A 13,149-nucleotide genomic window follows, 5' to 3' on the forward strand; every position below is an offset into this window, starting at 1 on the left:
GGATCGCCCCCGCGGTCACCAGGGCCGACCGGACGAATGCCGGACGGCCGCCGGCCCGGGGGAGGTCCGCGCCCCTCCCCCGGGCCCGGGCCCGGGCCGCCTCAGCCCGCGGGCAGCACCCGGCACAGCAGGGACGCCGGGGAGGGGCGGAACCCGACGCGTCCGGTGAAGGCGATGCCCGCCGCGTACTCGGTGGGCAGGCACTGGCCCTTGTAGTGGCCGGAGGCGAAGTCGGCGCCCGGGTTCCCGGCCGGGCGGTCGTCGCCCCGGTCGAACCAGACCGTGCGGCCGGCGCCCGCGAGCGGAAGGCGGGAGGGGGCGCACAGGGCGGCGGAGACCCGGTCGCCGCGCAGGCTGTACCCGATGAGGAACTGTCCGGCCGGGCACTGGAGTTTCGTGTAGCCGGTGGCCCAGTCGCCGCCCTGCGGGACGTACGACTCGTCGCGGACCACCGTCCGGGCGCCGCCCGGGGCCCGCAGGTCCGAGGTGGAGCACAGCCCGCGCCCGCCGGTGTGGCTCAGGCCCGCCAGGCGGGAGCCGTCGGGGCAGACGGCCTTGCGGGCGCCGGAGTCCCAGTCCCCGGCGGCGCGGCTGAGCAGCGAGGCGTCGTGGTCGCGGTGGTCGGTGCTGAGCTGGTACCAGGAGGGGGTGGCGGGGACCGGGCCGGTGCGGCCGGCGGAGGCGGTCAGCGCGGTCCAGGGGGCGGTGCGCCAGTCGGCGGGGTCCAGGACGCCGCTGCGCCGGCCGGTGTTGTCGTAGCGGAGCATCGCCCAGCTGTCACCGCCGGGGGCGCCCTGCGCGGTGGTGCTCCAGCCGACGAGCGGCCAGTACGCGAAGTCGGCGTCGGAGGAGGCCAGGTAGCCGGTCATGTTCTGGAACCAGGTGCGGGGCGCGGCTGCGTTCTCGTCGGCGCCGATGCCGAACTCGCTGATCCACACCGGCGCGGTGAAGTGCGCGCCCGTCTCGGCGGAGACGAAGAAGGCCTGGTCGTAGAGGGTCTGTTCGAGCTGGGCCCGGCTCATGTCCTGGTAGCGGGGGTCATGGGTCTCGCCGAGGCCCGTCGCGCCGCTGTGGTGGGGGCCGGTGTAGCCGTAGAAGTGGGCCGAGTAGACCAGCTTGTTCGAGACGACCAGGGTGTGGGAGAGGGTGCGGACGGGCGTGAGGGCCGGGCGGCCGTGCGGGAGTCCGTCGGCCGGGATGCCCGTCCAGTTGATGCCCTCGACGACGATGAGCAGGTTCGGGTTGGCCTCGGTCAGGATCCGGTCGGCGGCCTCCTGCGAGGCGGCCTGCCAGTCGTGTCCGTCGCCCAGGCCCCAGTTGGGGTCGTCCCAGGTGTCGCGGCGGACCTCGTTGTAGAGGTCGGCGCCGACCACGCGGGGGTTGTCGCGGTAGCGGCGGGCCAGGAAGACCCAGTCGTCGGCCCACTGGGCGGTGGAACGCGTGCTGTTCCAGCGCTCGTTGCCGTCGAGCCCGCAGCACCAGCGGGTGGTTCCGGTGTGGTTGTTGAGGATGACCGCGAAGCCCGCGTCGGTGAGGGCGGCGACGACGGCGTCGTAGACCTGGAGCGGGGTGCGGCCGCGCAGCGCCGGGTTGGCGGCCACCGCCGCGTCCGGCACGGGGGCGGTGGTGTGGAGCATCTCGTTGGAGAAGGGCAGCCGGATGCTGTTCAGCCCGAGCGCGCGGAAGTCGGCGAGCAGCGCGGGCAGCGCGACCCGGTCCAGGCCGAGGGGGACGCCGTGGGAGTCCTGGCCCGCGTGGTGGGTGGCGGGGTCGCTGCGGTCGCCGGAGCCGCTCCAGGAGCCCTGGGCGCCGTCCCAGTTGCCGGAGCGCAGCCGGAAGCGGTTGCCCTGCGCGTCGACGACGTACCGGCCCCGGGTGGACAGCGGGGGCGTCCACGTCTCGGGGGCGGCGGACTGCGGGGCCGGCGGCGCGGCCGGTTCGGCGGCCAGGGCGGGGGCGGCGGCCGGCAGGATACCGCCGCCCCCCAGGAGCAGCACGCTCAGCAGCACCCGTACAAGGCTCTTCATCTGGCTCCCACCCGTGTCGGCCGCCCCTTCCGGGTGGCTGCGGCGCACAAGTTACCGGCCGGTCGTACCGGAGGGAAGGCACCTGGGCGCCCCGGCCGGCGCAGCCGCCTTCCCGTGGTGTGCGGCGATCCGGCCCCGGTCGGCGACACTGGGGGGAGCAGAAGGTTGCGGGGGGTCCTGAACGGAGGCCGTCGTGAGCACACCTTCCCCCATCCGGATCGCCGCCGTACTGTCCGCCGAACACCGCGGCCGGCTGATGTCCTACGCACGTGAGGTCAATTTCCCCGAGGGCGCGCGGATCTTCGAAGAGGGCGGCCGGGCGGAGGCCTTCTGGATCGTGCGCTCGGGCACGGTGACCCTGGAGGTCCCGCTCCCCTCGGGCGGCCACCGGGGCGCCGTGCCCGTCGAGAGCCTCGGACCCGGGGAGCTCGTCGGCTGGTCCTGGCTGTTCCCGCCGTACACCTGGCAGCTGAGCGCCGAGGCGATGACGCCCGTACGCGCCTACGAGTTCGACGGGCCGGCCGTCCGGATGCTCATGGACGCCGACCCGGCCTTCGGCTCGGCGGTCGGCCACTGGGTCGCGCGGATCCTCGCGGTACGGCTCCAGCAGACCCGCACGCGGCTCCTCGACCTCTACGCCCCCCGCACCACGGCCACCCGCTGACCCGGCGGCACGCCCCCCGCACTCCGCTCCGGCGCCGTGCGGGGGGCGTGTTCGGCCGATTCCCGGACGGCCTCCCCCACAGGTCACGGCGGCGGAGGTGGCTGCGGAGTGCACTCATGCGCTCACGATCGGTGACGAGAAATCGCGGTACGAACGGGCGTTCCCGCTCCGGATGGGCAAGACTCGCGTCCGCTATCCGAAACACCGACCCGAGGAGTGTTCGAAATGCGGTCCATCACCAGGAGTCTGGGACTGGCTTCCGGAGCAATGGCGCTCACTGCCCTCACCGCCCTGGCCGGGACCGGAGCCGCCGACGCGGCACCGACCGGAACGCAGAGCCTGTACGCCCCGTCCGCGCTCGTGGTCAGCGTGACGGCCGGTCAGAACGCCGCCGACGGAACGGTGCTGCGCGCCGTGACCCTCGTGTGCGCCCCGCGCCCGGGCGGCACGCACCCGTCGCCGGCCGCGGCCTGCGCGGAGCTGAAGGCCAACGGGCGCTCGCTGGACGCACTCGCCGCCCCGCGCCCCGACACGGCCTGCACCCGGGAGTGGAACCCGGTGACGGTCACCGCCGACGGGGTGTGGCAGGGCCGCCGGATGACCTACACGTACACCTTCGGCAACCCCTGCGGGCTGCGCAGCAGCACCGGCGTGCTCTTCGGCATCTGAGGCCGCCGCGCGCGGGCGGGTCCCCCGCGGAGCGGCCGGGCGGCGCCGCCGATCGCCGCCCGGCCCCGCGGGCCCTGCCCGTCAGCCCAGTTCGAGGCTGGTGACCCCGTACAGCCCGGCCAGGTCCAGCTCCGGCGCCGGGCCGGTGTACATGCGGGCCGTCTCGAAGGCCGGGGCCAGCCCCAGCCCGGTCGCCACCGCGGCCGCGGCCGGATTCGCGTCGGGCACGTCCACCGCCACCTCCCCGTCGGGGGCGTGCCCGGCGAGCCGCCGCACCAGGGCGGCGGCCACCTCCGGGGAGGCCGCGTACAGGGGGCCGATCCTGGAGGCGGAGCTGCACGGGCGGATCACGCCGAGGCCCTCGATCCGCCCGTCGCGGACGGCCGCGAGGGCGGTCCGGCCGGGCAGGGCGGTCCAGGCGGAGAGGAAGGCGTCGCGGGCCTCCGGGAAGAACCGGCGGTCGTAGGCGGCGAGCCGGGCGAAGGGCAGCGAGGCCGCGTCCACGATCTCCACCCCGGAGTCGTCCCCGGGCCGTGGGACGCCCGCGTAGCGCATGTTCGTCCAGGCGGAGCGGAACCCGGACTTGCGGTAGTTGTCCTGCTGTTCGACCACTCCGTCCAGCCCGACGAGCCGCCCGTCGAGCCGCTCCATCCCCGCCCGCCACAGCCGGATGCCGTATCCCTGGCCGCGGACGTCGGGGCGGGCGATGTAGAAGCCGATGAACCCGAAGCCGCCGCCGTAGCGCACGGCGGAGATGCAGGCGACGGGTTCGCCGTCGAGCCGGCCGACGAGGAAGCCCTCCGGGTCGGCGACCGCGAAGGCGTAGCGGTCGCCGTCCCCCGGGTTCCAGCCCTCCTCGTCGGCCCAGGTGCGCAGCATCTCCATGTCGGCGGCGCTCGCGCCGGTGATCTCGAATCGCGTCATGCCGGGTGTTCTACCCCGGAAATCACCCCGCGCAGATCACGTCGTCGAGCGTGATCGGACGGGAGTCCGTGCGGACGTACGCGGTGAAGGTGTCCGTGGCCCCGGAGGCCCAGGTGGTGGTGACGGTGGCCCAGCCGACGAACGCGGCCGGCATGGCCGTGGCCTGGCCGACGGTGACGGACTGCGGCGTGCCCGGTTGGCAGAGCAGCACGTCGGTCTCCGGGGCGTGCGCCTGTTTGTCCCGGAGCAGCTGCGAGACCCGCTGGACCCGGTCCTGGTCCGAGGGGCCGTGGCTGCCGTAGAAGCTCCGCAGGAAGCGGGTGATCTCCTCCGTGGTGTGCCTCTGGTACCAGCGGGGCTGGGGGTCGGCACGGGTGTGCCGGTGGTGCCGGACGGGGTGGGGGTCGGCGAGGGCGGCCGCCGGTGCCGACGACGCGACCAGGGGGATCAGGGCGGACACGGCCGCGAGCAGCAGGGCGCCGGAGCGGTGCGGGGTGAGCGTCATGTCGGGTTTGTAACCGGCGGCCCCGGTGGTCTGCCGGGACGCGGCGCGTTCTCACTCCGGTGGGCGTGGAGATTCACCGCAGGAACGCCCCTCCGCTTGCGCCGACCGGCCCCGGGTGCGCGCCGGGGCCACGGCGGAATTCGTTCGCCGGCCGGGGAGGGTTCCACCTAGGGTCGGCGCATGGGGAAGCAGCTTGTCGCAGTGTTCAGCGGGGCCGGGATGTCCACCGATTCCGGGATCCCGGACTACCGGGGGCCGCAGGGGCTGTGGCGGCGTGACCCGGAGGCCGAGAAGCTCGTGACGTACGCGAACTACATGGCCGATCCGGAGATCCGCCGCCGCTCCTGGCTCCTGCGCGCCGAGATCGGGGCGCTCGCGGCCCGGCCCAACGCGGCCCACCTGGCCGTGGCCGGGCTGGAGCGCGGCGGCACCCCGGTGCGGGTGATCACCCAGAACGTGGACGGGCTGCACCAGCTGGCCGGGATGCCCGAGCGGAAGGTGTTCGAGCTGCACGGGACGGCCCGGTCGGTGGTGTGCACCGGCTGCCACGCCCGCTCGCCGATGGACGGGGCGCTGGCCCGCGTCGCCGCCGGGGAGCCCGACCCGGCCTGCCTGGCCTGCGGCGGGATCCTCAAGGCGGCGACCGTGATGTTCGGGGAACGGCTGGATCCGCAGGTGCTCGCGCAGGCGGTGGCCGTGGCCAAGGGGTGCCAGGTGTTCATCGCCGTCGGGACGACCCTCCAGGTGCAGCCCGCCGCCTCGCTCGCCGGGATGGCTGCCGAGGCCGGGGCGCGGCTGATCATCGTCAACGCGGAGGAGACCCCGTACGACTCCCTGGCCGACGAGCTGGTCCGCGAGCCGATCGGCACCGCCCTCCCCGCCCTGCTGGCCCGCTTCGCCTAGGCGGTCCCCCCGTCGTCGGCAGCGCGGCGCATGGCCGCCACGTCGAGCTTCTTCATCCGCATCATGGCGGCGGTGGCCCGGGCGGCCCGGCCCGGATCCGGGTCGGTGATCAGGTCGATGGCGCCGGGCGGGATGACCTGCCAGGAGACCCCGAACCGGTCCTTGACCCAGCCGCAGGCCGACTCCTGGCCCCCGCCGCCGGTCAGCGCCTCGTAGTAGTAGTCCGCCTCCGCCTCGTCGGCGCAGTGGATCTGGAACGAGATGGCCTCGGTGAAGGGGAACTGGGGGCCGCCGTTGAGGCCGATGAACCTCTGGCCGTTGATCTCGAACTCGACGACCATCACCTCGCCGGCCGGGCCGGGGCCCGCGTCCGTGTAGCGGCCGGTGCGCAGGATCCGGCCGTCCTTGAAGACGGAGAGGTAGTAGTCGGCGGCGGCCTCCGCGTCGCCGTCGAACCACAGGCACGTGGTGAAGCCGTTGCTGGTCATCGCTGATGCCTCCAGGCGGTGGATGAGGGGGCCGGGCGGCCGTCCCTCACCTACAGACCCGCCCCGCGCCCGAAACTCATCGGTGGGCGCGGGGCAGGTCCGTACTTTTCACCCGTCCGGGCTACGCGGTCACTTCCGGAGCATGCGGTCGACGACCCGCTCGGCGGCGCGGCCGTCGTCCAGGTCGCAGAACTCGGCGCGGAACGCCGCACGCGCCTGCGCGAACCGGGCGCCGACGGCGTCGGCGTCGCGGACCGCCGCGATCAGGCTCGCGGAGTCCCCCAGCAGCGGGCCGGGGGCCTTCTCCTCCAGGTCGAAGGTGAAGCCGCGCAGGGTGTCGCGGTAGTGCTCCAGGTCGTACGTGAACAGCAGGATCGGCTTGTCGGTCAGCGCGAAGTCGAACAGCGCGGACGAGTAGTCCGAGACCAGCACGTCGGCGACGAGCAGCAGGTCCGTGGTGTCGGGCCAGCGGGACACGTCCACGACGAAGCCGTCGCGCACGCCGTCGCGGACCTGTTCCGTCACCAGGTGGTGGCCGCGGACGAGCAGGACGTGGTCCTCGCCGAGTTCGCGGCGGGCCTCGTCCAGGTCGATCCGCAGGTCGAGCTTGTAGCCGCCGCTCCACCCCTCGCGGTTCTCGCGCCAGGTCGGCAGGTAGAGGACGACCTTCTTGCCCTCGGGCAGGCCGAGCCGCCGGCGGACCTCCGCGATCCGCTCCGCGTCGGGCCGTACCAGCGCGTCGGTGCGCGGGCTGCCGGACTCGACGACCTCGCCCTCGTAGCCCAGGGCCCGCTTGAGGATGGGCGTGGCGTACGAGCTCGGGGAGGCGAGCAGCGTCCACTGGGCGCTGTCGTGGGCCAGGCCCTCCAGGACCTCGGGGCTGGTGTAGTAGTCGTGGACGAAGTCGTAGCCGATCTGCTTGAGCGGCGTCCCGTGCCAGGTCTGGACGACCGTCTGGCCGGGGCGGCGGCGGAAGGTCGACGGCACGCTGTCGTTGACGACGTAGTAGCGGGCGCGGGCCAGGACGTCCCAGGCCTCCAGGCTGCCGTACTGGACGGCGCGGGCGGTCGGCGGGACCTCGGCGCGGCCGTCGCGGACCAGCCAGACGTGGTCCAGCCGCTCGCCCCGGCGCAGCAGTTCCTCGTGGATGGCGCGGGGGGCGTCGCCGGCGCCGTTGCCCCGGAAGGTGTCGTAGACGGCCAGGTCCTTGACCGGGAGCCGGCGCTGCTCGGGGTAGGTCACGTCGCGGGCGACGCGCTGGGCGAAGCGGGAGCGGTCGTGCGGGCTCAGCAGCGGGTCGCTGACCAGGGCCATCCGGTCGTGGTGGCGGGCCTCGACGCGCATGCGGCGGCCCAGCACGGTGACCGCGTGGGGTCCGGCGTTCAGGGCGGGGCCGACGAGCTGGACGGGGGCGCCCCGGTCGACGCCGAGCAGGCCGGCGGTGGTGCCGCCCTGGCTCACCGGCCGCAGGGTGGGCCACCAGCGGCCCTGCGGCAGGGTGGTGCGGCCGGCGTACGGCTCGGGGAGCACGGGTTCGAAGGAGGCCTCGAAGCGGTCCCCGTCACGGGTGACCGGGTAGCTGAACTCGGTGCCGTGGTGGTCGTGCAGGACCAGCTCGTAGGGCTCGTCGGCGCTGTCCGCGGGGGCGTGGAAGCTGCCGCGCAGGGTCAGCGTGCCCGCCTCGGCGCAGACGGCGTCGACGAGCGGCGGGGAGGGCTGGACGGAGAGGACGAGGTGGCCGCTCTTGGACCGCTTGGCGAAGACGGCGAGGTCGGTGTCGTCGCCGGGCAGCAGTGCGGCCAGGCCCGCGAAGCCGCCGCGCTCGTCGTGGACCAGGGGGTGGCGGGTGCCGTCGGGGCGGACCGCGGTCAGGGTCCACACCTGGGGGCTCCACTCGCCGGGCTCCCGCACGGCGGGCGCGATGGCGCCGAGTCCGGCGAGGGGGACGACGGCGGTGAAGGGGACGCGGCCGCCCGCCGGGGCGGTGCCCAGGGTGAGCGGGACCTCGAAGCCGCTGCCGCTGCCGCTGCCGGTGTGCTCGGCGCGCAGGGTGACGCCCTCGCCGGCTCCGGCGGCCAGCTCGCCGGCGAGCTCCAGGGCGTCGGCGCCCGCGGGGCGGACGTCCAGGACGCGGGCGCGGACGACCTCGACCTGGACGGTGAGGGCGCCGGCGACGGTCGGCAGGATGCGCACGTCGGGGGTGACCCAGTGGGCGGGCGGGTTCATGCCGCTGTCGTGGTCGCCGCCCTTGAGGCGGGCCCGGTGCAGGCCTCCGGGGCCGGTGACGGCGATGGAGGTGGTCCATATGCCCTCGCGCCACTTGCCGCCCGTCTGGAAGACGGTGGGTTCGACGACGGCGGTGAAGCCGGCCCAGTCGGCGTGCCGCAGCGCGAGGTGCGGGGAGAGCACGGTGGCCATCGGGGAGGCCACGGTACGGGTGGGTACGACGGTGCGGCGGCGCTTGCCCTGCTCGCGGAAGACGAGCATCTTGCGGGAGCCCAGACGGCTCTCGGCCCCCATGTGCCCCGGCAGGGCGTAGCCGCGCAGCAGCAGCTTGCCGTCACTCCAGACGGCCTGCTCCAGCCGGCTGACGACGCGGCGCTCGCGCGGGCCGAGGGTCAGCAGCTTCGGCGGGACCGGGGCCTTGAGGAAGGGGTAGTCGGCCTGCGGGCGGGCCAGGCCCTTGACCGGCACGCTGTAGGAGAAGTCCCGCTGGTGGTGCAGGAGGGCGATGAACTCCTCGACGCGGCCCTCGCGGGCCAGGTACGCCTTGAGCCGGTCGGCGACGGTGAGGTCGGTCCAGGGGTCGGTGCCGATCTCGCGGATGAGGCCGCCGACCTCCTTGACGAAGGCGGCGCGGAAGTCGTCCCCGCCCTCGGCGACGTACTTGTAGATGAGCGGGAGCTCCTCGCTCAGCACGTTGTGGTCGTAGTCCCGCAGGTAGCGGGCGTACTTCTCGCCGGTCTTGCCGAGCAGGGCCTCGCGGACCAGGCGTACGGAGGTGACGCGGTCGATGACGGAGACCGGGTCGGTGGAGCGCTGGGTGATCGAGCGCTCGCCCGTCTCGCGGACGCGCCAGTGGTAGACGACGTCGCTGATCACGTCGACGCTCTTGGCGAAGTAGTGCGCGGGGACGCTGACGGGGGCGTCCTCGTAGAGGATGCCCTCGGGGTACTGGAACCCGTGCTCCTCCCAGAAGTCGCGCCGGTAGACCTTGTTCCAGGCGGTGCGGTCGGTGACCAGCGCCGGGAACTTGGAGATGTGGGTCTTCAGCCGGGTGTTCGCGAACGCGACGCGGTGGCCCCAGGACTGCTGCGCACCGACGGAGCGGAAGCGCTTGACGTTGCCGGCGGCGAAATCGGAGCCGGTGGTGTCGAGGGCCTCGATCAGCTTCTGGTAGGCGTCGGCCGGCATGGTGTCGTCGCTGTCGACGAACGCCACGTACTCGGTCCCCGGCGAGGCGTGCCGGAAGCCTACATTCCGTGCGGCGCCGAGACCGGCGTTGTCCTGGAGGACCACCCGGAAGCGCTTGTCACGCTCGGCGAAGGCCTTCGCGAGGACCGCACTGCTGTCCGTGGACCCGTCGTCGACGATGACGACCTCGAAGTCGTCGAACGTCTGAGCCGCTAGGGATTCGAGGCACTCGTCGAGGTAGAGCTCGACGTTGAACACGGGTACGACGATGCTCAGGCGCGGGGGCATGGGTGACGGGTTCTCCAGCGTATTTATCTGTGTCGACCGGGTTGATGATCAGCCAATTACAGCATCTTACTCGGTAACAGGATGATAAAGCTGACCCATCTCGGACATATCGCTCGGTCCGCCGGGGCGGACGGCAAAGAATTCAGCCGCCCGCCACCGTGCCGTCGCGAGCCCCGCGGGACCGCCGTGAGGACCGTCAGACCTCCAGACTCTCCTCGATCTTCTTCAGCTGATGGCGTGCCATGGCCAGATTGGCCCGGCCCCGATCGAGTGCGAGGTAGAGGAAGAAGCCCTCGCTGTTGCGTCCCTTCATCAGCCTGATCAGGTGGTACTGGCCACCGAGAGTGATCAGGATGTCCTCGATCTCGTCCTTCAGGCCGAGCATCTCCATGGTGCGGACCTTGGCCCGGACCACGTCGGTGTTCCCGGCCGCGGCGACCGTCAGGTCCAGGTCCTTGCCGCCGCCGACGTGGCCGAGCGCCATGCCGCTGCCGTAGTCGACGAGGGCCGCGCCGATCGCGCCTTCGATGCTGGTGGTGGCTTCCTTCAGGGCGGTTTCCACGTTGACCATGAGTCTTCCTTTGCAGTCGTTTGCGATTGGCTTGATGTGTCGTTTCCGTCAGGGGCGGTCGGTCCGGTCCGGCGGCGGCGCCTCGGGACCGGAGCGGCGCCCCAGGCTGTGCTCTATGAGCTCGGTGATCCGGACGCTGGAGCGGCGGGCCTCCAGGTGGAGGCGGCCGACGTTGACGCGCGGCTCGGCGATCAGGGTGAGGACGGCCGCCTCCCCGGCGGCGTACGTGGCGATGTAGCCGTGCTCGCCGCGTACGAGCAGCTCGCGGAAGCCGCCCTGGCCGGTGCAGTCGCTGAGCCGCTGGGCCACCCCGAGGGCGGCGGCGGTCAGGGCGGCGACGGACTCGACCTCGGTGGCGGCGCTGTCCTGGGCCAGGACCAGGCCGTCGACGCTCGCGGCGAGGGCCCCGCTCAGCTGGGGGACCCGGGCCCGCAGCCGGCGGAGCTCGGCGAGTATCTCGGCCTCGGCCTCGGCGGGCACCATCACGGTGTTCATGTCGGCCTTCCTCCCTTCGGGCGGCCTCCGCTCGGAGCGGTCGGCTCGCAGAACCGGTCGCAGCGGGAGCCTCACAGGCTTGCCTCCAGTGCGTCGCGTAACCGGCGGAGCAGCGCCACGTCCGGGGATTGGGCCTGGATCATCCAGTCGGGCAGGGGTGCGGCCGGCGGCGGGGCCGGCGGGGTGTGCGGTGTCTCGACGAGTCCGGCCGCCGCGAGTCTTCGCACGTCGAGCAGGGTGTGGAAGGCGGGCCGGCCGAGCACCCAGGCCAGGTCGGCGGGGGTCCGTACGCCGTCCGCCTGGGCCAGGAGGGCGCGCTGGCGGGCGGTGACGATCTGTCCGGGTGCGGCCGCCCGGGGCACGACCGGGGCGGTGTCGAGCCGCGGATACGGCCAGACCGCGTCGAGCAGCTCGCGGCGGCGGCGGGTCTCGCGCTCCACGGCGGCCGCGGGGACCGAGCGGACGGAGCCGATCCAGTGGGTGGCGCCGCGGCGGAACCGGGAGGGCCCGCTGCCCGGGGAGAGGGCGAAGAAGGCGGCGTCGAATATTGCGGCTATGTGGCAGATCTCCAGCTCCCCGTCGCCCACGCCCCCGCTGTCCACGAGGAACCGCGCGACCTGGCGGGTGGCCCCGGCCTCGCTGACGGCCTCGTTCCAGCGTTCGGGGGCCAGGCCGCCGCCGGTGGTGAGCAGGACGTCCAGCCCTGGGGTGGAGGGGCTCTCGGCGTGTACGATGCGGCCGTCCTCGAGGAAGAGGGTGCCGCGGTCGCGCAGCAGGGCGCCGGTGGCGCGCTCGGCGGCGAGCCGGGTCAGCAGGGGCGAGACGGCGGCCAGGCCCTGCACGGGAGCGGCGGTCACCGGAGCACCAGCCCTTCGGCGAGGGTGCGGAGTCTGAGCCGGGCCAGCGCGAGGTTGCCCTCGGCCCGGTCCAGCCACAGATGGAGGAAGACGCTGCTGTCGAAGCTGGTCTCGACGAAACGGAGCACGTGGTAGCCGGTCCGGGTGGTGACGATCAGGTCCTCGACGGGCGGGCCCGCGGGTCCCGCCCCCGCCGGGACCCCCACGGGGGCGGGCTGGGCGAAGGACTCGTACTCGGCGGCCGCCCGGGCCAGTTCGGCGGTCTCGGCGGCGGTGGTCTCGTGGTCGCCGACGGGGGACTCCCCGACGGTGCCCAGGGCCAGTCCGCTGCTCCAGTCGACCAGCGCGGCCCCCCGCGCACCCGGCAGGGCCATGGCTTCGAGCAGGCATTCGTCGATCCCGGGCACGCGGGCTCCCCTCCCGGCCGGACGTGCTGGGCGCACGGTCGTCGTACGGCGTGACAGGAGGGAACTTACTCAAGTTCCACACTGTGGAAGGGTGTTCTGGCATTTTCCGCTGGAACATGCGCGGTCGCGCATGACAGCTTGGCCTGAACCCGTTCGTTTTTGATCAAGAGTGTCGTCGCGTGCCCGTCACACGCACCGGAAGGGGAACGTCCGGTGCGAACGCCTGTCCCGAACGCCCGTCCCCGAGCCATACCCGCGGCCGCGCCGGTCACTCCTCGGGCCGCCGCGGGAGCAGGCGCTCCACCATCACCCCGAGCAGGCGCTCCACCATCACCCCGAGGAGGGGTTCCACGGGGTGGGCGTCGAGCAGCGCGGGCACGGTGAGGTCGTCCACGATCAAGCCCTGCATCGCGAAGTAGAGCAGTTCCACGCCCTGCCGGTCCCCGGGCAGCCCCGCCTCCAGGTGACCGGCGATGTTCGCCTCCAGCTCGGCGGCCAGGAACGCGGACAGCTCCTCGCGGAGTTCGGGCCGGCGCGTGGCCTCCAGGCGGAGCTCCAGGACGGCTATTTGCACGCTGGGCTCGCGGCGCAGCCGGCCCAGGAGCCGGCGCAGCAGCTCCACGGTGTCGAGCGGGCCGGCGAGCTCGGCGGGGTCCGGGGTGAGGCGCTCGCGGGTGCGGCGCAGGATCTGCGCCAGCAGCTGGCCGCGGTGGGCGAAGTAGTTGGAGGCGGTGCCGGTCGGGACGCCGGCCTCCTTGTCCACGGCGCGCAGGGTCAGGCCCCGGGAGCCCTCGCGGGCCAGGACCTCGATGGCTGCGTCGAGCAGCGCGGCCCGGCGTTCCGGATTCTGGCGCATGGCGGTTCCCCTGGGTCGGGCGGCGGGCCGGGTGTGAGCACTGCGGGTGCAGTGCTCAGACCACGCTAGCGGACCCGCCCG

13 protein-coding genes are annotated in these 13,149 nt (G+C 73.7%); 3 read left to right on the forward strand and 10 right to left on the reverse strand.

Annotation, left to right across the window (positions count from 1 at the left end; translation table 11 throughout):
* Positions 1–101: 101 nt before the first annotated feature.
* The gene (locus tag ACIRBY_RS26290; protein ID WP_403904715.1) at positions 102–2,027 is read right to left on the reverse strand and encodes a glycoside hydrolase family 5 protein; all 1,926 of its coding nucleotides are present in this window, start codon (positions 2,025–2,027) and stop codon (positions 102–104) included.
* A 193-nt stretch (positions 2,028–2,220) separates the two neighbouring features.
* Between ACIRBY_RS26290 and ACIRBY_RS26295 the strand changes: the two genes are divergently transcribed.
* Both ACIRBY_RS26295 and ACIRBY_RS26300 read left to right on the forward strand, forming a co-directional pair.
* Positions 2,221–2,691: a Crp/Fnr family transcriptional regulator gene (locus tag ACIRBY_RS26295; RefSeq protein WP_403904718.1), complete on the forward strand. Its 471-nt coding sequence runs from the start codon at positions 2,221–2,223 to the stop codon at positions 2,689–2,691.
* Positions 2,692–2,958: 267 nt separating this feature from the next.
* Positions 2,959–3,360, forward strand: coding sequence for a subtilase-type protease inhibitor (locus tag ACIRBY_RS26300; RefSeq protein WP_403904721.1), 402 nt, complete (start codon positions 2,959–2,961; stop codon positions 3,358–3,360).
* A gap of 81 nt (positions 3,361–3,441) precedes the next feature.
* Here ACIRBY_RS26300 and ACIRBY_RS26305 read toward each other — a convergent pair whose 3' ends face one another.
* On the reverse strand, positions 3,442–4,284 hold the full coding sequence (locus tag ACIRBY_RS26305; protein ID WP_403904723.1) for a GNAT family N-acetyltransferase: 843 nt from the start codon (positions 4,282–4,284) through the stop codon (positions 3,442–3,444).
* Positions 4,285–4,306: 22 nt separating this feature from the next.
* On the reverse strand, positions 4,307–4,789 hold the full coding sequence (locus tag ACIRBY_RS26310; protein ID WP_403904726.1) for a hypothetical protein: 483 nt from the start codon (positions 4,787–4,789) through the stop codon (positions 4,307–4,309).
* Positions 4,790–4,969: 180 nt separating this feature from the next.
* Here ACIRBY_RS26310 and ACIRBY_RS26315 point away from each other — a divergent pair, with 180 nt between their 5' ends.
* Positions 4,970–5,692 carry an SIR2 family NAD-dependent protein deacylase gene (locus tag ACIRBY_RS26315; protein WP_403904728.1) on the forward strand — a complete coding sequence of 241 codons (723 nt, stop codon included), beginning with the start codon at positions 4,970–4,972 and terminating at the stop codon, positions 5,690–5,692.
* Here ACIRBY_RS26315 and ACIRBY_RS26320 read toward each other — a convergent pair.
* The 7 genes from ACIRBY_RS26320 to ACIRBY_RS26350 all read right to left on the reverse strand — a co-directional run bounded on the left by ACIRBY_RS26320 (position 5,689) and on the right by ACIRBY_RS26350 (position 13,068).
* On the reverse strand, positions 5,689–6,180 hold the full coding sequence (locus ACIRBY_RS26320) for a VOC family protein (protein ID WP_403904729.1): 492 nt from the start codon (positions 6,178–6,180) through the stop codon (positions 5,689–5,691). The two genes, ACIRBY_RS26315 and ACIRBY_RS26320, sit on opposite strands and share 4 nt — an antisense overlap.
* A 129-nt stretch (positions 6,181–6,309) precedes the next feature.
* Positions 6,310–9,882: a CDP-glycerol glycerophosphotransferase family protein gene (locus ACIRBY_RS26325; protein ID WP_403904732.1), complete on the reverse strand. Its 3,573-nt coding sequence runs from the start codon at positions 9,880–9,882 to the stop codon at positions 6,310–6,312.
* Positions 9,883–10,078: 196 nt separating this feature from the next.
* Positions 10,079–10,453, reverse strand: coding sequence for a hypothetical protein (locus ACIRBY_RS26330; protein ID WP_390686525.1), 375 nt, complete (start codon positions 10,451–10,453; stop codon positions 10,079–10,081).
* A 48-nt stretch (positions 10,454–10,501) separates the two neighbouring features.
* On the reverse strand, positions 10,502–10,936 hold the full coding sequence (locus ACIRBY_RS26335; RefSeq protein WP_403904869.1) for a roadblock/LC7 domain-containing protein: 435 nt from the start codon (positions 10,934–10,936) through the stop codon (positions 10,502–10,504).
* 83 nt (positions 10,937–11,019) lie between these two features.
* Entirely contained in the window at positions 11,020–11,805 is a 786-nt protein-coding gene (locus tag ACIRBY_RS26340; protein WP_403904734.1) for a transcriptional regulator, read from the reverse strand.
* Positions 11,802–12,212, reverse strand: coding sequence for a hypothetical protein (locus tag ACIRBY_RS26345; protein ID WP_403904736.1), 411 nt, complete (start codon positions 12,210–12,212; stop codon positions 11,802–11,804). The genes ACIRBY_RS26340 and ACIRBY_RS26345 overlap by 4 nt, the downstream gene beginning before the upstream one ends.
* Before the next feature lie 268 nt (positions 12,213–12,480).
* Positions 12,481–13,068 (reverse strand): TetR/AcrR family transcriptional regulator, encoded by a 588-nt coding sequence (locus tag ACIRBY_RS26350; protein WP_403904739.1) that lies wholly within the window; start codon positions 13,066–13,068, stop codon positions 12,481–12,483.
* Positions 13,069–13,149: the final 81 nt, after the last annotated feature.

Source organism: Streptomyces sp. NPDC096136 (assembly GCF_044763325.1).
In the GTDB taxonomy this organism is placed as follows: domain Bacteria; phylum Actinomycetota; class Actinomycetes; order Streptomycetales; family Streptomycetaceae; genus Streptomyces.